Origin of the sequence: Sulfuriflexus sp., from assembly GCF_032250955.1 — a bacterium.
In the GTDB taxonomy this organism is placed as follows: Bacteria; Pseudomonadota; Gammaproteobacteria; order AKS1; family AKS1; genus Sulfuriflexus.
This window is the reverse complement of record NZ_JAVVES010000048.1, coordinates 1-21,347: the sequence shown is the minus strand read 5'-3', so window position 1 is coordinate 21,347 and position 21,347 is coordinate 1. Positions and strand designations below refer to the sequence as shown.

Here is a 21,347-nt window from a genome sequence, read left to right as displayed (position 1 = left end):
CCTCCAATTTCCAGAAAACTATCTCTATTGCTCCAAATTCGCTATATTTTTACCCACTAATTTTTCCGAAGAGCCCATTTTATCAATATCATCGGCGTGCCACGGCATGGCGGCTCCTACCTGACCAAGGAGCTGTACCGGGCCCTCGGCTATGAGCCGGACAAGGTGCCCAACGCGATTGCACATGATGGCTTCCCGGAGGCCTCGCCGTTTCGCTTCGAACAGGGCGTGAACAGCTGGACTGCCAGCCTGCACACCATGGCCGAGTTCCTTACCATGGTGGAATTATTTTTCGGTGCGGCCAAACGGCATACCGGTAAGATCATTGTGCCGAAAAAACTCACCAAGGGGACTTATGCCGGGGGCTTTTTTCACCAGGTACTGGGTGAATCAGTTGAGCACATCCTGACCGTACGCCACTCGGTGCTGTCCTGTATCTCCACCTATGAGAAATCCGGCGGTCTGCCTGAAGGTGGGCGCTTTGCCGTGCGCGGCAATATTGAAGACTGGGTCAAGCGGGATCTGATCTACACGGGCTGCAGCGAGGCCGAGGTGCTGGCGATGGATTACTTTGATGCCTACCTGCGCTACTGGGAGCAGTACCATTATTACGTGGCGACCACCGGCCTGAGTGCGAATCGGAATATCAGTATCGTCGCCTATGGCGAACAGCGTATGCAGCACCTCGCGCAGCGTTTTCACAATCGTTTTGAAAGCGGTCTGCGGTCAGAGCAGTTTCATGTCTTTGACAAGCGGGGCCGTCACCCGGACTGGATGCACGAGTCCGAGGCGGCGATCAAGCGGGTCGCTGATGTCTGGGCGAGGGTAGGCCTGGATTTTCCTGTCGAGGACGTCCTGGAGGCCTGGTAGCCGCGGCCGCCTAGCGTGTCTGGATAAACCCGTGGTTGGCCTGCGCAGAATCAATTCGTAGCTGCAGGATACGACGAAAGACCTCCGGGTCCTTGATATGGGTCAGTTCGCCTTCTTTCGGAAAGTATTTGTCTTCAAGACGCGAAAGCCAGAAGCGCAGGGCGGCGGCGCGCAACATAATGGACCAGGCAGCGCGTTCCGCCTCACTGAGCGGGCGTTGCGCGGTATAACTGTCAAGCATGGCGGCCAGGCGCACTTCATCCAGTGAGCCGTCCTCGTTCGAGCACCAGTCATTCACGGTGACGGCAAGGTCATAGATGAGCACATCATTGCAGGCATAATAAAAATCAATTATCCCGGTCAGTTCATCGCCGACAAACAGGGCGTTGTCGCGGAACAGGTCGGCATGAATCACGCCCACGTTTAGCGCATCATGACGGTGGGCATCCTGATGGGCGAGCTCGGCATCAAGCAGCCCGCGTTCATCTGCATTTAAATGCTCGTGCAGGCGGTCGGCGGTGACATGCCACCAGTGCGGGCCCCGTGGATTCTTGCGACGGCCCTCGAACTGGTGGCCGACGGCATGCAGTCGGCCGAGTGCGTTACCGAGTGCCTGGCATTGGGAAACATTGGGTCGCTCGACACTGGCACCTTCAAGCCGTTCGACAAGGGCCGCCGGCTTGTCCCTGAGCAGGCGCAGGTAATGGCCGTGCCGGTCAGCGACGGGGTGCGCGCTCGGCACCTCGTGTTCGGCAAGAAAGGCCATCAGGTCGAGAAAGTAAGGCAGCTCATCGGCATCGAGTTGTTCGAAAATAGTCAGTACATAGCGGCCATTGGTGGTCGTAACGAAGTAATTGGTATTTTCGATACCGGCACTAATACCCTGGAAACCGACAAGATCGCCAACGGCATAGTTTTGCAGGAAGCCCTCAAGCTCAGCTTGATCGATAAGTGTATAAACAGACATAGTCGGTGCTAATGGTTGGCCGCGCAGGCCCCGTGACCGCCGGGGCCTGCGCGGGATACGAATAGTATGATTATTCCCAGCTAAACAGGATCCACTGCGGGACTTGCAGGTTACGCTCGATATCATTTTTGCGCGTTTCCAGGCTGCCATCACCGTCTGTATCAATCAAGTAGTAGGATGGGCCACTTACGGGCGTAATCTTGGCGGCATACACCTGGCCGTTGATGCTGTACTGCTCGATACGCTGCCTGTCCTTCTCAATGATGGTGACATCCGGCTCGAGAGTCTCGCCGCTTTGCACGCGTGGCGGCGGCGGTGGCACGACGGCGTCGTCAACGGGCGCCCGCTCCTCGGCGAAAGCGGGCAGGGTGAGACTGCTGGCAAACAGCAGGGCAGCGAATGTCTTGATTGCATAGTGCATGGTCTTGTCCTGTTCTTTGTTTTGTTGATTATAACGCTACAACTCGAGCAGAATCTCCTGTTCTTCGGCAGAAGGCTCAAACCCACGCGATCCGTAATGCTCAAAGATAGCATCCACGACCTCTTGCGGCTTGTCCAGTATCTTGAACAGTTGCAGGTCGGCCTTGTCAATGGTGCCCTCCGCCACCAGGGTATTGGCGAACCAGTCGATGAGACCGCGCCAGAAGCTGCTGTCGACGAGGATCACCGGGATGCGGCGGGTCTTGCCGGTCTGCACCAGGGTCAGGATCTCGGCCAGTTCGTCGAGGGTACCGAAACCGCCCGGTAAGACGACATAGGCCGAGGCATATTTCACGAACATTACCTTGCGCGAGAAAAAGTGTCTGAAATGCAGGGGGATATCCTGGTAGGCGTTGTCGGTCTGCTCATGTGGCAGCATGATATTCAGTCCGATACTAGGCGATTTGCCGGCATAGGCACCCTTGTTGGCGGCCTCCATGATCCCGGGGCCACCGCCGCTGATCACGGAAAAACCCGCATCCGAGAGCAGGTGGGCGATCTCCTCGGCCTGCTGGTAAGAGGGGTGGTCAGTGGCGGTACGGGCCGAACCGAAGATGCTCACCGAGGGCTTGATGCGCGCCAGTCGCTCGAAGCCCTCGACGAATTCGGCCATGATCTGGAAGATTTTCCAGGATTCACGTGTCAGCTGCGCATCATTGATCGGCGACATGCCCGGGTGGGCTGATTTCGATTTTCTTTCCATTTTCCAGCGTCCTCATTTCTTGATAGCCGGCGTGTAATCACACAACATTTCCGACATAATCAGTCATCCGCGGCCACGCGCCGTCCTGTAACCAATTAAAGCATTTCCACGCCGAATCCGCATGACTAAAACCACGAAAAAACCGCTCATCCTTGTCGATGGCTCGTCCTATCTATACCGTGCCTTCCACGCCATGCCCTCGCTGACCAATTCTCAGGGCCAGCCGACCGGCGCCATCTATGGTGTTATCAACATGTTACGTCGCATGCTGCGCGAAGACGACCCGGAGCACATTGCGGTGGTCTTTGATGCGAAGGGCAAGACCTTTCGTGACGAGCTGTACAAGGAGTACAAGGCCCACCGCCCGCCGATGCCAGGCGAGCTGAGTGGCCAGATCCCGGCGATTCACGACATCATCCGCGCGATGGGTCTGCCGATCCTCATAGAGGACGGCGTCGAGGCCGATGACGTCATCGGCACCCTCGCGGTGGAGGCCACCAGGCTGGGCCTGCCGACACTGATCTCGACGGGTGACAAGGACATGGCCCAGCTCGTGGACGAGTCGGTGACCCTGGTCAATACAATGACCGACGCCGTCTCCGACCCGGCAACGGTCAAGGAAAAATTCGGTGTGCGCCCGGATCAGATCGTGGACTATCTCGCGCTGATCGGCGACACGGCCGATAACATCCCCGGCGTGCCCAAGGTCGGGCCAAAGACGGCAGTGAAGTGGCTGAACGAATACGGCGATCTGGAAACCATTATCGCGCACGCCGATGAGGTAAAAGGCAAGGTTGGTGAAAGCCTGCGCGACAGTCTCGAGCAGTTGCCGTTGTCAAAGCAACTCGCCACCATCAAGTGTGACGTGCCGCTGGATACAGGTCCGCTCGACCTGCAACGTCAGCCGGCAGATAGTGAGGCGCTGCGGAAACTCTACAGCGAGTTCGAATTTAAATCATGGCTGGCCGAATCGATTGAGCATATCGAGAATAATTATAACGAAGGCGATGGCCCGGCGCAGGCCAGCAAGGTTGAATACGAAACAGTCTTGACGGAAGCCGCCTTCGATACATGGTTGCAGCAGTTACGGGCGGCGAAACTGTTCGCCTTTGATACCGAGACCACCAGCCTGGATTACATGCAGGCCGAGATAGTCGGCGTCTCGTTTGCGGTGGAGGCGGGCAAGGCCGCTTATGTGCCGTTGACACATGATTATGAAGACGCGCCGTTACAGCTTGATCAAACCTGGGTGCTGGAACAATTGCGGCCGTTACTCGAAGACCCGCAACAGCCCAAGCTCGGTCAGAATCTCAAATATGACATGAATGTGCTGGCCAATTACGGCATTCGTCTGCAAGGTATCGCACATGACACCATGCTCGAGTCCTATGTGCTCGACAGCACGGCCACCCGCCACGACATGGATTCACTGGCATTGAAATACCTTGCGCACAAGGCGATCACCTATGCCGAGGTGGCTGGCAAGGGCAAGGCGCAGGTAACCTTTAACAAGGTTGCGATTGAAGCGGCTGCACCTTATGCCGCAGAGGATGCCGATATCACCCTGCGCCTGCATGAAGCACTATGGCCAAGACTGGAAAATGATTCGGCACTGAAAACGGTTTATTGTGAACTGGAAATGCCCTTGCTCACGGTGCTGGCCGACATCGAGCGTAACGGCGTGCTCGTGGATGCCGACATGCTGAACGCGCAAAGCGCGGTACTTGCGAAACGCCTGCTGGAAATAGAAAGCGAAGCCTATAAAGAGGCCGGTGAGGAATTCAACCTCGGCTCGCCCAAGCAGATTCAGACTATCCTGTTTGAAAAACAGGGCTTGCCGGTAATAAAGAAAACGCCCAAGGGTCAGCCGTCCACGGCCGAAAACGTCTTACAGGAACTCGCCGAGGATCTTGATTACCCCTTGCCGAAGCTGATTCTTGAACATCGTGGCTTGAGCAAGCTCAAATCGACCTACACCGATAAATTGCCGTTGATGATCAATCCAAAAAGCGGCCGCGTGCACACCTCATATCATCAGGCCGTGGCTGCGACCGGGCGCCTGTCATCAAGTGATCCGAACCTGCAAAACATCCCGATACGGAGTGAAGCAGGGCGGCGCATCCGCCAGGCCTTCATCGCGCCGCAAGGTTACAGGATCGTGGCTGCCGACTATTCACAGATCGAGCTGCGCATCATGGCTCACCTCTCGGGTGATGAGGGTCTGTTAACGGCCTTTGCCGAGGGCGAGGACGTGCACCGCGCGACTGCTGCCGAGGTATTCGGCGTGGCACGCGATGCGGTCACCACCAACCAGCGCCGCAGTGCCAAGGCGATTAACTTTGGCTTGATCTATGGCATGTCGGCCTTTGGCCTGGCCAAACAGCTCGATGTGAGTCGTGGCGAGGCACAAAAGTATATCGATCTGTATTTTGCCCGCTACCCGGGCGTCAAGGCCTTTATGGAAGCGATGCGTGAGCAGGCACGCGAACAGGGTTATGTGGAGACCGTGTTTGGGCGCCGGCTGTACGTGCCGGACATAAAGGCCTCGAACATGCAGCGTCGCCAGTATGCCGAGCGAACCGCGATCAATGCGCCGATGCAGGGCACGGCCGCAGATATTATCAAGCGCGCCATGATCAGTTGTGCCGACTGGATCGGCCGGGATAACCAGCAGGTGCGCATGATTATGCAAGTGCATGATGAACTCGTATTCGAGGTCGCCGAGGCGGCGGTGGCCAGCGCAGTCGAACAGATCCGTGCCTGTATGGTCGATGCGGCCGTGCTGGAGGTACCGCTCGAGGTCTCGGTCGGCATCGGCGAGAACTGGGACGAGGCACACTGATATCAGGGTAAAAGGGTGTGGAACTTTCTCTGGCCGGCGGCGTCTTATGGGTATACGCCAGATGGCGTTCTTTCCATCCCACTCCCCCTGGATGAGAAGAAGGTCCGGTGCCCCCCCCTTATCGCCGGACCATTTATTAGCCCCGCTCCCCACGGAACGGGGCTTTTTTTATGCCGCTAGCCCGGTGTCGGGCTCAGGCCAGCCAGGCGGCAATCCGCTCGCGCGCTTCCTCAAGGCCTTGATGTTTAAGGGAAGAAAATAGCTGTACCGTGCTGCCGGGGTATTTCTTGTCAAGCTGATGCCGGAGTTTCTGCAAAACGCCGCCGCCGGCACCACGCGAGAGCTTGTCGGCCTTGGTCAGCAAAATGTGCACGGGCAGCTCGGAAGTTTGGCACCATTCGAGTAATTGGCAGTCATATTCCTTGAGTGGATGGCGGATATCCATGAGCAGGATGAGGCCACGCAGGGCCTGGCGACGCTGCAGATACAAGGTGAGTTCGCGCTGCCACTCCAGCTTGACCCGTTCAGGGACCTTGGCGTAACCATAGCCTGGCAGATCCACGAGCCGGCGTTTATCGTCGAGGGCAAAGAAATTGATTAACTGGGTTCGCCCCGGGGTCTTGCTGGTACGCGCCAGGCTGCGGACGCCGGTGATGGCATTCAGGGCACTGGATTTGCCGGCGTTGGAGCGCCCGGCAAAGGCCACTTCGGCACCACTGTCGGCCGGACATTGACTAAAGCGCTGGGCGCTGACCAGGAAGTCAGCGTGAGAAAAGTCGATCATAATGCAGGCCAGGGGCGTTTTTGAATGAGAGGCGTAATGTACTGTAAATATTAGTAAAAATATAGAGCCGCCGCGTTAAATAAAGGCATTACAGGTTGACCCGGGTAAGCCCTCTCTGGTATATATTCATGCCATTTTTTGTGTGCCAGAATGGACACAGGTGGCCAGCGACGCCGAACCCGTATTTATCGAGGCAGAGCGCGGCCTGAACCGGTTAAGTGAGAATATTTTTATATAAATCAAGGCCCATAATGGGCAGGAGTAAGTGAGAATGAAAAACATCGCATTGTTTGCCGCCATGGCGGCGGTAACGCTTTCCGTCTCTGCACAGGCTGCTGATGTGGCCGCCGGCAAGAAGACCTATGATAGTGCCTGTTTTGCCTGTCATGCGACAGGTGCTGCGGGTGCCCCGAAGGTTGGCGACAAGGCCGCATGGAAGGATCGCATCGCGCAGGGTGACGACGTCCTCAACAAGCATGCTATCGGGGGTTACCAGGGCAAGAAGGGTTTCATGCCGGCCAAGGGCGGTCGTGCTGACCTGACCGATCAGGCGGTGAAGGATGCCGTTGCTTATATGGTTGCAGAAAGTAAATAAGCGTTAATACCGGCACAGCCGACAGATATATTTTTAAGGTGTACAGTTCATGATGAAACGAATCGCAACAGCTGCCATCCTACTCGGTATGGTAAGCACGGCCTGGGCAGCCGGTGACCCGGTTGCCGGCCAGCAAAAGGCCGCCCTTTGTATTGGTTGTCACGGTGTTGACGGCAATAGTAACAACCCGGACTGGCCATCACTGGCAGGTCAGCACGCCGAGTACCTGACCAAGCAGATCAGTGACTTCAAGTCACAGGCCCGTAAGGACCCGACCATGAATGCCATGGTGGCCAGTCTCAGCGGTACCGATATAGCGAACATCGCTGCATTTTTTGCCAGTAACAAGGCGAAGGTGACAGGCGCGCAGAAGGAATCTATTGAACTGGGTCGGGATATCTACCGTGGCGGCATCGCCGAGCGCGGCGTGGCCGCCTGTGCCAGTTGTCATGGCCCAAGCGGTGCGGGTAACCCGGCTGCCAGCTTCCCGGCCGTTTCCGGTCAGCATGCCAAGTACACCGCCAAGGCGCTGAATGACTTTGCCTCGGGCGCCCGTAGCAATGACCCTCAGAGCATGATGCGTGATGTGGCCGGCAAACTGAAGGCAAAAGAAATCCAGGCTGTCGCAGAATATATCGCAGGCCTGCATTGAGCATTCGCCACAACTGATATGAAAAAGGGTGGTCTCGTGCCACCCTTTTTTATTCAAGCAAGAGAAAGACCCCGGATACCGTGATGCAATCCAACAAGGCAAAGACCAGAAAATCGACCGGCGCGATCCTGCTTGAGTTCCTCGGTTCCATGAACCTGGCGATTACCGTGCTGGTTACGATTGCAATCGCCTCGGTGATCGGCACGGTGCTGCAGCAGAACGAGGATTACGCCAGCTACATTATCAAGTTCGGCCCGTTCTGGCACGAAGCCTTTGAGTCGATAGGCCTGTATGATGTTTATAGTGTCTGGTGGTTCCTGCTGCTGCTCGGTTTTCTGTTATTGAGTACAAGTGTCTGTGTTTACCGCAATGGCCCGACCATGTTGCGCGACATGAAACACTATCGTCTGAATGCCGCGCGCAATTCACTGAAGGCCTTTCATCACAATCGCATCTGGCAAGTGCAAAGCCTGCCGGATGAAGCGATAAACCTGGTCACTGCCCAGCTCGAACACGAGGGCTTCAAGGTTCGCCGCAAGCAACACGATGAACATGTCGTGCTGGCAGCGATGAAGGGCGGTATCAACCGTCTTGGTTACCTGTTTACGCATATCGCGATTGTCGTGATCTGCGTCGGTGCCCTCATCGATGGCAACCTGCCACTGCGCCTGGCTATGCTGACGAACGACATCGAGATCGAAACCCGCGATATGCCCGCTTCGCAGGTGCCGGCGAAAAGCGTGTTGGGCGACGACAATCCTGCTTTCCGTGGCGCCGTGAACATCTCCGAAGGCGAGTCGGCAAATATCGTCTTTCTTAATATCCGCGATGGTTACCTCGTCCAGAAGCTGCCGTTTGCTGTCGAGCTGAAGGATTTCCGTATCGAGCACTACCCGACCGGGCAGCCGAAGTCATTTGAAAGTGACCTGGTCATTCACGACGATGATCTTGCCGAACCTCTGCAGGAGACCATCGCCGTGAACCATCCGCTTGTCTACAAAGGCTATCGAATCTTCCAGGCCAGCTTCAGTGATGGCGGTTCGAAGCTGGTCCTGAAGGCGTGGCCATTGCAGGATGATAAGCTGCAGACCCTGGATCTGAAGGGCGAGGTCTTCGGCAAGGTTCCGCTGCAGGTCGGTGACAAGGAGCTGAGCATCGAGTTGACCGAATTCCGTAAATTCAATATCAATCCAGTGACCGGTGAAGATGGCAAGACCGAGCAAAAGAATTTCGGCCCGAGTTTTACCTACAAGCTGCGTGAGCCGAGTGGTGAGGCGCGTGAGTTTGTCAATTATATGTCGCCGATTGAACAGGACGGGCGCTGGTATTATATGAGCGGTATTCGCTCCAGTGTCGCCGAGCCGTTCCGCTACCTGTACATCCCGACCGATTCGAACGTGAGCATTGAGCGCTTTATGAATTTCCGTGCTGTCTTGCTGGATGCCGCACGCGTGCGCAAGGCCGCCGAGCTAACGGTGAAGGATTTGCTGTTCGACGTGCCGCAGGCCGAGGAATCCGTTCGCCAGGGTATGATAACCACTGCCAATCGTCTGGTTACAATGTATGCCACGGGTGGACTGGCTTCGATTACGGCCTTTATTGAAACGAGTATCCCTGAAGAGGAGCGCGAATCTGCGGCGCAGGCCTACTTTAATATGCTGCGGACAGTGCTCGGTAACCTTTATATAGAAGTGCTTCAGGCAGAGGGTCTGGAACCGGCGAAAGGTGTCAGTGAGGCAGATTCGGCATTCTTCGATGACGCCATCAGCGTCATGGGTAACCTTGAGGCCTATGCCACACCGTTTTACCTGCAGCTGGTCGATTATGAACACGTCGAAGCCTCGGGGCTGCAGATTACCCGCGCTCCCGGCAAGGATACGGTCTACCTGGGCTGTGTTATGCTGATCATGGGTATATTCATGATGTTTTATATCCAGCACCGGCGCTGCTGGGCGTGGATAGGCAAGACTGACAAGGGTGTGGAGATCATCTTTGCCGGTTCGAGTAACCGCAATGAGCGAGATTTTGCCGAAGACTTTGATCGCATCAGCGGACGGGTCGCAGCACGGCTGGGGATCAATAAACAGGATTGAGGTACGGACATGTCGTTGATACAAGACACGATGCAAAATGATTTCAAACGGACGGCCTATATAAAGACACTCGGCATTTATGACTGGCTGTTTGCGGCAATTACCCTCTATGGCACCTATTACGCATGGGGTGAATACCAGCACCTGATGGACGTCTACGAGGTCGGGATCCTGTTTGGCACCGGTTTGTCGTTGATCGCCCTGGGCTGGTTGTGGAAACCGTCACGGACCCTGATGCTGGCCGTGGCCGGCCTGAGCCTGTTCGGGGTGATGCAGTATGGCAGCGGCCTGGCACCGGCCGAGACCAACTTCTTCCTGCGCTTCCTCTTCTCCAGCCAGTCGGCGATCATGTGGATGAGCGCCCTGTACGTGCTCGCCACAGTCACTTATTTTATTGCCCTGTTCATGGAATCGGAATTTACCGGCAAGGTGGCAACCGCCATGACCTGGTCGGCGACCGCTATGGGCCTGATCGGCCTGATGGTACGCTGGCGTGAGTCATACCTGATTAGCCACGATGTCGGTCACATCCCGGTCAGTAACCTGTACGAAGTCTTTGTGCTGTTCGCGATCATCACGGCGCTGCTGTATTTGTTTTATGAAGCAAAGTACAAGACCCGCGCCATGGGTGGTTTTGTGCTGCTGGTCATCAGTGCCGCAGTGGCCTTCCTGCTCTGGTATACCTTTGAAAAAGGTGCTGACGAGATCCAGCCACTCGTACCGGCCCTGCAAAGCTACTGGATGAAGATCCACGTGCCGGCAAACTTCATCGGTTATGGCTGCTTTGCCCTGTCGGCCATGGTTGGCGTGATCCTGCTCATCCGTGAACGCGCCGGTGAGGGCAGTTATGCGGCGCGCATTCTGCCGGCGGCCGAATTACTCGATGATGTCATGTACAAGTCCATCGCACTCGGTTTTGCCTTTTTCACGATCGCCACCGTGCTTGGCGCAATGTGGGCCAACGAGGCCTGGGGCGGTTACTGGTCATGGGACCCGAAAGAGACCTGGGCCCTGATCGTCTGGCTGAACTACGCTGCCTGGCTGCATATGCGCCTGACCAAGGGCTGGCGCGGTACACAGATGGCCTGGTGGGCAGTGGTCGGCTTGTTTGTGACCCTCTTCGCCTTCCTCGGGGTGAATATGTTCCTGTCCGGCCTGCACTCCTACGGTGAACTTTAGGGCGTGATCGGTGGTCTTTTGTTATATATGCCTTATGAATTAAAGAATTAAAGGAACGAGCACAATGAAAAAAAGCCTGTTTATCCTCTTTGCCCTGCTTGGCCTGTCATTGCCGGCGGCCGCCTACGACGAGGGCTTTGAATATAAAAAGGTCACCCCGAGCCAGCCCACCACCAGCGAGAGCAAGATCGAGGTCGTTGAGCTGTTCTGGTATGGCTGCCCGCACTGCTATGATTTCGAGCCAAGTCTGAGCAAGTGGACGGAGAACAAGCCCGACAACGTTGAGTTCATCCGCATCCCGGCCGTCTTCCGTCAGAACTGGATGCCGCATGCGCGGGCCTATTACACGGCCGAGGCCCTCGGCGTACTGGACAAGACCCACAAGGCCTTTTTTGATGCTGTGCATAAGGAAAAACAGCCCCTGCAGACGGAAAAGGCCATCGGTGACTTCTTTGTGAAACAGGGCGTGAAACGGGACGAATTCAAGCGGGTCTGGAACTCCTTCGTGGTGCAGGCCAGGCTCAAACGCGCGGTCAGCATGACCAAGCGTTACGGTATTACCGGTGTGCCGGCCATGGTAGTCAATGGCAAGTACCGCACGGGCGGACCGGCGGCCAACATCAACAGCCCGGCTGCGAGCAAGCAGGAACAGCACGAGAATGTCCTCAAGGTCGTCGACTGGCTGGTGAGCCGCGAGGCTGCCGCCAAAGCAGGCAAATAGGCGAACGGGCGACTGCTGACCAGGCCTGCCTCGCCAGATGGGCAACTTTGCCAAGGGTAGGCTAGAATAATCCCTGGACCATCTTCTGGCGCGGGAGCCCTATGAAGGCTGCAGAACTCTTTGTCAGATGCCTTGAGCATGAAGGCGTCGAATACATCTTTGGCATTCCGGGCGAGGAGAACCTCGACCTCATGGATGCCTTGCTCAATTCCAATATCCATTTCATTACTACCCGCCATGAACAGGGCGCGGCCTTCATGGCCGATGTCTATGGCCGTCTGACCGGCCGCGCCGGCGTCTGTCTGTCGACATTGGGGCCGGGTGCGACCAACCTGGTAACCGGCGTCGCCGATGCGAACATGGACCACGCCCCGGTAGTGGCCATTGCCGGGCAGGCAGGCACGGATCGGATGCACAAGGAATCACACCAGGTGCTGGATCTTGTCTCGATGTTTGCGTCGATCACGAAGTACGCCTCGCGCCTGCCGACCCCGGACATCATCCCCGAGGTCATCCGCAAGGCCTTCAAGCTCGCGCAGACGGAAAAGACCGGCGCCTGCTTTATCGAGTTCCCGGAAAACATCGCCGAGATGGACACTACCCACGGGGTCCTGCCGATCAAGGTGCAGGGCAGATCGGAGCCGTCCAGTGAACGCGTGCAGTATGCGATAAAGCTCGTCTCCGAGGCCCGTCACCCGATCATCCTTGCTGGTAACGGCGTGGTGCGGGCCGGCGCTCACCGGGAATTGGTAGATTTTGCCGAGCAGCTGAATATCCCGCTCGCAAACACCTTCATGGCCAAGGGCGTCATTCCCTTCAAACACCCGATGGCGCTTGGCAGTGCCGGCCTGCAAGCGCATGACTATGTAAATTGCGGTTTCGACCACGCCGATCTGATCATCTGCGTCGGTTATGACCTGGTCGAATACCATCCGTATCTCTGGCATCCAACACGCGACCGCAAGATCATCCATATCGACACAACCACAGCCGAAGTCGATGAATCATACCCGGTCGAGTGCGGCGTGGTCGGTGACATCAAGCACAGTCTGAACCGCATAGCGGCAGAAGCGACCCCGCACGTCGGCCACCTGATGCGGCCGTTGCGCGACGCCCTGATCAAGGATATGGACCGGCACGCGAATGATACGAGCTTTCCGGTGAAGCCACAGAAGCTCATCTGGGAATTACGTACCGCCATGGATATGCGGGATATCGCGATCTGCGATGTCGGCGCGCACAAGATGTGGATGGCGCGCATGTTCCGCTGCGAACATCCCAACACGTGTATTATTTCCAATGGTTTTGCCAGCATGGGCATCGCCGTGCCGGGTGCCGTCGCCGCCAAGCTGAGTAACCCGCAGCGCGCGGTGGTCGCCGTCACCGGCGATGCCGGCTTCCTCATGAATTCGCAGGAGATCGAAACCGCCATGCGCCTGCAGACGCCCATTGTGATCCTGGTCTGGAACGATGGCGGCTATGGCCTTATCGAGTGGAAGCAGATGGCCCAGTTCGGGCGCAAGTCGCATGTTGATTTCGGCAATCCCGACTTTGTGAAATATGCCGAGGCATTCGGTGCCAGGGGTTACCGGGTCGAGAAAACCGAAGACCTGGCCGGCATCCTGCAAAAGGCACTGGCGGATAACACGGTCAGCATTATTGACTGCCCGGTTGATTACAGCGAGAACATGAAACTCACCGAGGAACTCGGTGAAATGGTCTCGCCGATATAAAAAGCCGATGACCACCGAGCATAAATTACGCTTACTGAGTTACAACATCCAGGGAGGTATCGGTACCGCTGGCTACCATCATTACGTCACCCAGAGCTGGCAGCATGTGCTGCCATGCCGGGGCAAGCGTAAGAACCTGGATCAGGTGGCGCAGATTGCGAGTGACTTTGACATTGTCGCCCTGCAGGAAACGGATGCCGGCAGCCTGCGCAGTAATTTCGTCAACCAGACCAGGTATGTTGCCGAGCAGGGGAATTTCCCCTTCTGGCATGATCAGGTCAACCGCGATATCGGCAAATTTGCCCAGCACAGCAACAGCCTGCTCAGCAAGATACGACCGAGCGAGGTCGTCAATTATAAATTACCGGGCCTTATACCGGGGCGCGGTGCGCTGATGGCACGGTTCGGCAACAAGAATGAATCACTGGTGATATTTGTGGTGCACCTCGCGCTGAGCCAGCGTACCCGCAAGAGCCAGCTGGCCTTTATTGGTGAGCAGGTGCAGGAACACAAGCATGTGATCATGATGGGAGATATGAACTGTGAAGTCGACAGCCATGAGATGAAATTGCTGTTCAGGTACACGCACCTGCAGGAACCTGAACTGCGGCCGCACACCTTCCCCAGCTGGCGACCACAGAAGCATATTGATCACATCCTCGTCAGCGACGAGGTGCATGTGCTGAATGTCCAGGCCCTGAACCTGGGCGTTTCAGATCACCTGCCGATGGCCATGGAAATCGGTGTGCCCGAAACAATAAAACTTTTCTGAGGACAGCTAATGGCAGATTGGAAAGAGAAGTATTTTGCCAGCCTCGAATCGCTCGAGGATAAGGAAAAAGAATGGCAGGAAACAGATCAGTTGCTGCGGCGCTGTTTGTCACGCATCACGCTGGCAGCAGACGGCCAGGATAAAAGGCTTGATGACCTGCTGGAGCGGCTACGCAACTCCGTGCGTCGCGAAAAAAACATGACGCGTATCCAGAATACGGTCGATGCGATTGTTGAAATGGCAACCGGGATAGCAGAAAACAAGACTCACCAGCCGGGGGTGCAGGAGGTCCTGCTGGATATCCTGCAAAAGATCGATTTCCCGAAAAGCTTTGCCGCGGACGTCAAGCGGCTGCGCAAGAAAATAGAATACGCGAGCGCAGGCCGCGACCCTGCCGAGCTTACAGACAACCTCATAGACCTGCTTGCCGACATGCTGGCGGCCGAGGAACTGGCAACAGGTAACGGCAGCGAAAAGAAAGGCCTGCTGAGTAACCTGTTTGGGGCCAGACGGAACAGTGCCACTGAAGAGATCGTGCCGGAAGTAATGGCCGCCAGGATAACAGCGGCAGGTGCAGCAACGCTCAACGAGGTTGACGAGGCACTGGTGCTGGTCAGGGATGTGCTGAGTGATTTTCTGCGCCAGTTGCAAATGCCGGGCAGTCAAGCAGATGCGGTAGCCAGGATCAGGCAGCGCGTGCAGGGCATTAATGCGCGGGGCGAGTTGAAGCAATTGATGCATGATCTGGCGCTGGTGGTTAAACCCGCGGCTGAAAGCAGGACTGAACAGGATAAGGCTGGTATAGCGGCTGGATCCCTTCCAGTGAAGACCGTGCACGGTTTTGAAATCAATGAAATCCTGATTCAGCTTCTGGAAAGAATGGGCCTGCCGGAAGAGCTGAACGAGCGCGTCGAGGCACTAAAAAGCAAATGGCTACCGGGGGTTCCTGAAGATCAAATCGTTGATGCACTGGAGGCGATTGCAGAACTGGTCATAGAGATACGCAGCCGCATCGAGAGGGAAAAGAATGAGATACAGCTGTTCCTGAAACATGTGACGGATCGATTACTCGAGCTCGACAAGCATATTCAGGAAGATACAACATTACGCGAGAGCATTTTCACAGAAAACCAGATCTTTGGTGAAGCCGTCGATGGCCAGGTCCAGCAGATTCAAATCGAGGTGCATGACGCAACCGACCTGGCCGACCTGAAACTGAGTATCTATGAAAAACTGGAAACCATTACCAGGCATGTCGAGGGCTTCAGGGGCAAGGAAGAAGAACGCAAGGAGGCCATGGCCGCGCGGATAGAAGTATTGACGCGCAAGGTAAGTGACCTTGAGGGCGAAAGTTGTCAATTACGTGAAAAGGTAGTTGAAGAGCAGCAACAGGCGCTGCGGGATGCCCTGACCAGGATACCAAACCGGCTGGCATGGGATGAGCGTATCGCGCTGGAGTATGGCCGCTGGCGGCGCTATAACACGCCACTGGTACTGGTGGTCTGGGATGTGGATGATTTCAAAAAGATCAACGACACCTACGGGCATAAGGCCGGTGACAAGGTGCTGGTTACCATCGCGACAGTGCTTCATGATCAGATCCGGGAAACGGATTTCCTCGCCCGCTTTGGCGGCGAGGAATTTGTCCTGCTGCTGACAGAGACCACCCTGGAGGCAGCAGTCGCCGTAGTCGAGAAACTCCGCAAGGCGATCGAAGACTGCCATTTTCACCATGGCGACAAGGAAGTAAAGATCACCGTCTCGGGCGGCTTTACCGCCTTTGAGGGCGAAGATACGATAGATACCGCCTTTGAACGCGCTGACCAGTTTATGTATAAGGCCAAGCGTGACGGCAAGAATCACTGCATAAGTGATCTCAATAAACAATAAAAGGTTGTGCTGTTGAAACTGATAGATTCTGCCTGGTTGGTAGCAAAAGGCTTTTGTATGGGGATGGCCGACCTGGTGCCCGGCGTGAGCGGCGGCACCATGGCCTTTATTCTAGGTATTTACGAACGCTTGCTGGCAGCCATTCGCTCCTTTGACAAGGCCTGGCTGGCAGGTGTGTTCACACTTGATTTTGCCGTTATCGCAAGGCGGCCGCACTTTGCGTTTATCCTGCCGCTGGTTGTCGGCATCTTCCTTGCGCTGTTCTTTTTTACCAATGTGATCCCGCTGCCCATGTTGATCCGGGAGTTCCCGGAACTCGTCTATGGTCTGTTTTTTGGCCTGATCCTGGGCTCGATTATCATCCTTATCGGCGAACTGAACGGCTTTGGCATGTCAGACGCGGCCACCTTGCTCCTCGGTACCCTGGCAGGGCTGGCCATCGTCACCATGGTGCCGCTCGACACGCCCGATGGGGCGTGGTTTATTTTCATTGCCGGGGCAATCGCGATCTGTGCGATGATCCTCCCGGGCATCTCCGGCTCCTTCCTGTTACTGCTCATGCATAAATACAGCACCCTCATCAGCGCCATTGGCGAACTGAATTTTTCCATTCTGATTCCCTTCGCGCTCGGCTGTGTTGCCGGGCTGGTAAGCTTTGTGCGCCTGCTGGGCTGGCTGCTCGGCCACTTTTACCAGCGCACCCTGATCGTCATCAAGGGTATTCTGCTGGCCTCGCTGTGGGTCCTGTGGCCATTCCAGGAACGTCACTACGAAGTCGTCGCAGGCAAGGAGCGTCTGCTTACCAGTGAGCCGCTATGGCCGGCACAACTGGACGGACAGGTGGCAGGTGCGGTCGGCATGTTGTTACTTGGGCTGTTTATCGTTGTGGGCATAAACGCCCTGCGCCGACGTCAGGTATAAAAGCAATCAGTAGCCGGGGATGGCCCACGCAGTTATCCAGGCCGGCGTAGCCATCAGCGATGGCGTGACCGTAGCGTAGGAAATGTTTGATGAAGCCCATATAGGCTGTGAAGTAAAGCCGACATGCCCATGCAGCAACCAGTAAAACAAATCGCATAAAAGCCTTTCCTTCAGCCCTAACCGAATATTGGCATCTGTAGATTATGCAAGCTTTCGGTATAACGATTTAGATGCTGATCGAATACAACGGCCCAGATCAAGCCAGTGAACGCACCTTTGATCCTGGTCTATTTTGTTCTATGATTAAAAAATGCCGCGAAGCCTGCTTAAACCACTCCTGATATTGCCAGGCTTGTTCATCCCGGGCCTTGTCATGGCGACAGACGTACAGACCGGGGTCGACGCCGAGGCGCAGTTGCCATACTGGGAACTACGCAACAGGGAGATGAGCCTGCGCCTGGTGCAGCGCTTGCCCGATCAGAGCCGAGCCTTTTTCCAGGCCCGCGGTTTCAGCAGTGAGCATGCCGATCTGATCGCCCGGAGCTGTGTCTTCCAGACCGTCTTCAAGAACACATCTAATCTCACCACGCCTTCACCGCTGGAATATCATCTGCACGACTGGACCGTTCACTATAAAGGTACGCAACGTAAGATGAAGGTGCGAGAGGACTGGAAACAGGAGTGGCAAAAACGCGGACTGCCCATGGCCGCGCAGCTCGCCTTCGAATGGGCGTTATATCCAACCGAACAGGTTTACCAGCCGGGGGATTACAACTGGGGCATGTCCGTCTTCAATCTTGAACCCGGCAGTGTCTTTGATCTTGAGGTCGTCTGGCAGCAGTCAGGCAAACAACACACGGCCACCATCAAGGGCGTTGAATGTGCGGCAGATGTCACGCTGGCGCCACGAGGTAGTGAATAATGCGATTGGTATCACGCAATTTTTTCCTGGGGCTGTTGTTGTTGCTCAGCCTGGATAGCCCGGCGCTGGCTACTGACAAACAGACCCTGCCCACGCTGGCGACACCTTTTGCCGCGGTAGACTTTGAGCTGGATGGCGAAGACGGACGTACCTATCGTCTCTCCGATTATCGGGGCCAGGTGGTGTTGATTAATTTCTGGGCGACCTGGTGCCCGCCGTGCCGTTATGAAATGCCCTCGCTGGAACGCCTCTGGCAACAGGTCAAGGGCAAGGGTGTGGTTATCCTCGCGATCAATGTCGGCGAAGACGAGGATACGATATTCGAATTCATGGGGCAGTACCCCATGACCTTCCCCCTGCCCATGGACCAGGACGGCAAGGTGATCAAGGCCTACCCGGTCATGGGCCTGCCGACGAGCTACATCATCAGCCCGCAGGGGCAGGTAACACATCGCGCCGTCGGTAGCCGTGAATGGGATGATGCCGGGCTGATTGAACAACTGATGAGCATGCGTAAATAGTAACGACCTTATAAGACACGTTTAAGAATCTACACTATCAATAGCGCCAGACGCTGACCTGCATTCACGTCTATTATGTGTCGATATAGACTGGATATGAATAGTGCGCTCGCCAGGCTAACAGAGAGGGCAGCCTGCTCGCGGCCGCACGTATCTTAATAATGGAAATCCAGAAGCAGCTTCCCGCTCTCCTTGCGAGCACGGACCTTAGCCATGGCAAAGTCCTCAAGTAGCCATTGCTGCCGGGCACTCCTCTTGAGAGGTACTTGGGCATGTCTCGTTCAGTAGGCTCCTATAGATAGAGTACATCCAGGAGTCATATGGGCGTACATAATGCGACTGGAGTGGGAGAGGTTCTTTTGAGCTTCATATGTAGCCATATGACTACGTTAGTATAATCACAGCAACATCAGTTGTAGTCAATAAGCATTTTTTGATGTTATTTGATAACATACGTATATATTTAATGACGAATGTAGCCAATATGCTTCGATTCAAGATAAAAGAAATGATCGCCAAAAGAGAGTTTGAAGAAGGGCGGCGGGTAACAATTGCCGAGGTAGCTGAAGGAGCGGGAATTCACCGTGTGACATTATCGAAGATGATTAATCGTCGTGGTTTCAGCACCAGTACAGATCATCTGGATGGCTTATGTCGCTATTTTGGGTGCTCGATTGAAGAATTGGTTGAATATATTTCTGAGCAAGATCTGTACGACAAGAGCTAATTGTTTTTTAGGGTAGATATGGAATAGGTAACATTGTTTGTATCTGATTTTTATTTGGTTAAATTGAATTATTTGCATTAGAGAGTGAATGAAAATATGTCGGACATGACATCAAGTGAAGTAGAAGTGGCCAAACTGCTGATTGAGAGCCTTAACATAGAAGATATTGAGGTAGAGGATATTAATCCAGAAGAAGCGCTTTTTAATAAAGGCCTGGGACTGGATTCGATAGATGCATTAGAGTTAGCAATGGCACTTTCTGTAAAATATGGTTTTCAGCTGAAATCAGATGATCCAGATAATAAAGTAATTTTTTCTTCTCTGCGGGCACTAACTAAATACGTAGAGGATAACAGGAAATAAAAGAGACACCATCATGCTGAAATTAATGGGTGTCTGGGCAGGGATGTACCCGGTGATAGCTCATGTAGGAATATGGGCATCATTGCCACGTTTAGCAGTTAGTTACCTGGTTAGCCTGATATTGATAGCGCTATTATTCCCGCCCCGGTATAAACAGCCTGGAAATATATTAATTGCCAGTGCATTAGTAGTAAGTGTAATGACCTTGATCAAGTTAAATCTGGATTATCTACTTATATATTTGCCGCCGATTGTTATACCGGCAGGGTTATTGATTATATTCCTGCAATCACTGCAAAAAGAACAGATACCCGTGGTGACACAGTTCGCCATGTTTATAGATGGTAAATCAGGGAAGGTAGAAAGAGATTATACTAGACGTATTACGCAATTGTGGGTTGGTGTTTTCACGTTCATGATAGTGGAAGCGATTGGGTTATCAATATTTGCGTCAATAGAAATATGGTCATGGGCTACACATATTGGAAATTATTTCCTTATGGCTCTAATACTGATATTAGAATTCATTTATCGTAAATATAGATTTAAATCAAACGATACGACATTTAAGAAGTTCATATTGGCGCTGGTCCAGTATCGATGGAAGTAAATTACGAGGCAGCGGAATGGAAGAAAGCGTACCATTATTGTTTGAAACCTCAGATATAGACACAATAGCGTTTTATGCCGGGCGTTTGATTAAGAGAAACACCTTTTTGTCTCATGTGGAACAGACGCGGACAATACTTGAAAATCGCAAGTATTGTATTAACTTGTGTGAGAATCGTTATCATTTCCTGGTTGCTTTTGCCGCATGTACATCACTTCAACAAATCTCCTTGCTACCAAGTTCGCGTGCTGATAAGGAAATTGAACGTATAGAAACATCATATAAAGATAATTATAGAGTTGATGATCGGATTATTGAGGCGATTTGTCGTAAGAGTAATATCAAAAATGACACTGTAGGAAATAATCTGCATATTGATAGTGAGAAAGAGGTTGCTATCGTTTTTACATCAGGTAGCACAGGAAGGCCAAAGGCGAATCTAAAGACATGGAGACAGCTGTCAGAGAGTGCTATACGAGTTAAAGAACGATTGTTTAATCCAGAACTGCAGTATTCGGTGATCGCAACCGTACCACCACAACACATGTATGGGTTTGAGACGACAATTATTTACCCTCTGATGCTGGGTGTAGCAATACATGCAGACAGGCCATTTTACCCGCTGGATATAAGGAAGGCATTATCAGAAATGCCATCTCCGCGGGTATTGATTACGACGCCGATTCATTTGAAAGCGTGTAATAGTGATAAAGAAAAATGGCCTGATATTGATTTTGTGGTATCGGCGACGGCTGTAATGCAAGAAGAAGTAGCAAAAGAGGCAGAGGAAGTAATTAATACACAAGTGTTTGAAATATACGGTTGTAGTGAGGCGGGTGCGATCGCAACACGTCAAATGACCCGGAACCCGGGATGGTGTTTATTGAGAGATTACAAAATAAATAACAAAAACAATGAAAGTAAATTAGCCTCGTCAGAAAAATTCATGGGTAGTTTTCGGGGCAGGTAGCGCTCCAAGCGCGTGATATAAGGCGATTTCAG

General features: G+C 54.1%; 21 protein-coding genes. 17 read left to right on the top strand and 4 right to left on the bottom strand.

Going from position 1 to position 21,347, the window contains the following annotated elements; translation table 11 throughout:
- The first annotated feature begins 96 nt into the window (after nucleotides 1–96).
- On the top strand, nucleotides 97–870 hold the full coding sequence (locus RQ738_RS09630) for a hypothetical protein (protein WP_314164888.1): 774 nt from the start codon (nucleotides 97–99) through the stop codon (nucleotides 868–870).
- Nucleotides 871–880: 10 nt separating this feature from the next.
- On the opposite strand, the gene RQ738_RS09625 is transcribed toward RQ738_RS09630, so the two are convergent.
- The 3 genes from RQ738_RS09625 to RQ738_RS09615 form a co-directional block, all read right to left on the bottom strand.
- Complete coding sequence (locus tag RQ738_RS09625) at nucleotides 881–1,837, bottom strand: homoserine kinase (RefSeq protein ID WP_314164887.1); 957 nt, start codon at nucleotides 1,835–1,837, stop codon at nucleotides 881–883.
- Between the two features lie 70 nt (nucleotides 1,838–1,907).
- On the bottom strand, nucleotides 1,908–2,258 hold the full coding sequence (locus RQ738_RS09620; protein ID WP_314164885.1) for a DUF2782 domain-containing protein: 351 nt from the start codon (nucleotides 2,256–2,258) through the stop codon (nucleotides 1,908–1,910).
- A 36-nt stretch (nucleotides 2,259–2,294) separates the two neighbouring features.
- The gene (locus RQ738_RS09615; RefSeq protein WP_314164879.1) at nucleotides 2,295–3,020 is read right to left on the bottom strand and encodes a TIGR00730 family Rossman fold protein; all 726 of its coding nucleotides are present in this window, start codon (nucleotides 3,018–3,020) and stop codon (nucleotides 2,295–2,297) included.
- Between the two features lie 121 nt (nucleotides 3,021–3,141).
- Between RQ738_RS09615 and polA the strand changes: the two genes are divergently transcribed.
- A complete protein-coding gene (gene polA / locus RQ738_RS09610; protein WP_314164875.1) occupies nucleotides 3,142–5,862 on the top strand; it encodes a DNA polymerase I in 2,721 nt (906 codons plus the stop codon).
- A gap of 193 nt (nucleotides 5,863–6,055) precedes the next feature.
- On the opposite strand, the gene yihA is transcribed toward polA, so the two are convergent.
- Complete coding sequence (gene yihA / locus RQ738_RS09605; RefSeq protein ID WP_314164872.1) at nucleotides 6,056–6,646, bottom strand: ribosome biogenesis GTP-binding protein YihA/YsxC; 591 nt, start codon at nucleotides 6,644–6,646, stop codon at nucleotides 6,056–6,058.
- Nucleotides 6,647–6,917: 271 nt separating this feature from the next.
- Between yihA and RQ738_RS09600 the strand changes: the two genes are divergently transcribed.
- From RQ738_RS09600 to RQ738_RS09530, 15 genes are all read left to right on the top strand, one after another.
- The gene (locus RQ738_RS09600; RefSeq protein ID WP_314164866.1) at nucleotides 6,918–7,241 is read left to right on the top strand and encodes a c-type cytochrome; all 324 of its coding nucleotides are present in this window, start codon (nucleotides 6,918–6,920) and stop codon (nucleotides 7,239–7,241) included.
- Between the two features lie 49 nt (nucleotides 7,242–7,290).
- Nucleotides 7,291–7,893, top strand: a complete 603-nt coding sequence (locus RQ738_RS09595; RefSeq protein ID WP_314164863.1) for a c-type cytochrome — start codon at nucleotides 7,291–7,293, stop codon at nucleotides 7,891–7,893.
- Nucleotides 7,894–7,976: 83 nt separating this feature from the next.
- Entirely contained in the window at nucleotides 7,977–9,986 is a 2,010-nt protein-coding gene (locus RQ738_RS09590; protein WP_314164861.1) for a cytochrome c biogenesis protein ResB, read from the top strand.
- 9 nt (nucleotides 9,987–9,995) lie between these two features.
- Nucleotides 9,996–11,165 (top strand): c-type cytochrome biogenesis protein CcsB, encoded by a 1,170-nt coding sequence (gene ccsB / locus RQ738_RS09585; protein WP_314164859.1) that lies wholly within the window; start codon nucleotides 9,996–9,998, stop codon nucleotides 11,163–11,165.
- A gap of 64 nt (nucleotides 11,166–11,229) precedes the next feature.
- Nucleotides 11,230–11,886 carry a thiol:disulfide interchange protein DsbA/DsbL gene (locus RQ738_RS09580; protein ID WP_314164858.1) on the top strand — a complete coding sequence of 219 codons (657 nt, stop codon included), beginning with the start codon at nucleotides 11,230–11,232 and terminating at the stop codon, nucleotides 11,884–11,886.
- Between the two features lie 101 nt (nucleotides 11,887–11,987).
- A complete protein-coding gene (locus RQ738_RS09575) occupies nucleotides 11,988–13,619 on the top strand; it encodes an acetolactate synthase large subunit (RefSeq protein WP_314164857.1) in 1,632 nt (543 codons plus the stop codon).
- Between the two features lie 7 nt (nucleotides 13,620–13,626).
- Nucleotides 13,627–14,391: an endonuclease/exonuclease/phosphatase family protein gene (locus RQ738_RS09570; protein ID WP_314164855.1), complete on the top strand. Its 765-nt coding sequence runs from the start codon at nucleotides 13,627–13,629 to the stop codon at nucleotides 14,389–14,391.
- Between the two features lie 9 nt (nucleotides 14,392–14,400).
- Nucleotides 14,401–16,281, top strand: coding sequence for a diguanylate cyclase (locus RQ738_RS09565; RefSeq protein WP_314164854.1), 1,881 nt, complete (start codon nucleotides 14,401–14,403; stop codon nucleotides 16,279–16,281).
- A gap of 12 nt (nucleotides 16,282–16,293) precedes the next feature.
- Entirely contained in the window at nucleotides 16,294–17,202 is a 909-nt protein-coding gene (locus tag RQ738_RS09560; RefSeq protein WP_314164853.1) for a DUF368 domain-containing protein, read from the top strand.
- 373 nt (nucleotides 17,203–17,575) lie between these two features.
- Complete coding sequence (locus RQ738_RS09555; protein WP_314164851.1) at nucleotides 17,576–18,124, top strand: hypothetical protein; 549 nt, start codon at nucleotides 17,576–17,578, stop codon at nucleotides 18,122–18,124.
- Complete coding sequence (locus RQ738_RS09550; protein WP_314164850.1) at nucleotides 18,124–18,645, top strand: TlpA disulfide reductase family protein; 522 nt, start codon at nucleotides 18,124–18,126, stop codon at nucleotides 18,643–18,645. The genes RQ738_RS09555 and RQ738_RS09550 overlap by 1 nt, the downstream gene beginning before the upstream one ends.
- A gap of 466 nt (nucleotides 18,646–19,111) precedes the next feature.
- Nucleotides 19,112–19,372, top strand: a complete 261-nt coding sequence (locus RQ738_RS09545; RefSeq protein ID WP_314164849.1) for a helix-turn-helix transcriptional regulator — start codon at nucleotides 19,112–19,114, stop codon at nucleotides 19,370–19,372.
- A gap of 96 nt (nucleotides 19,373–19,468) precedes the next feature.
- The gene (locus RQ738_RS09540) at nucleotides 19,469–19,735 is read left to right on the top strand and encodes a phosphopantetheine-binding protein (protein WP_314164848.1); all 267 of its coding nucleotides are present in this window, start codon (nucleotides 19,469–19,471) and stop codon (nucleotides 19,733–19,735) included.
- Nucleotides 19,736–19,748: 13 nt separating this feature from the next.
- Nucleotides 19,749–20,345 carry a hypothetical protein gene (locus RQ738_RS09535; protein ID WP_314164845.1) on the top strand — a complete coding sequence of 199 codons (597 nt, stop codon included), beginning with the start codon at nucleotides 19,749–19,751 and terminating at the stop codon, nucleotides 20,343–20,345.
- A gap of 16 nt (nucleotides 20,346–20,361) precedes the next feature.
- Nucleotides 20,362–21,315, top strand: a complete 954-nt coding sequence (locus RQ738_RS09530) for an AMP-binding protein (protein WP_314164842.1) — start codon at nucleotides 20,362–20,364, stop codon at nucleotides 21,313–21,315.
- Nucleotides 21,316–21,347 lie beyond the last annotated feature (32 nt).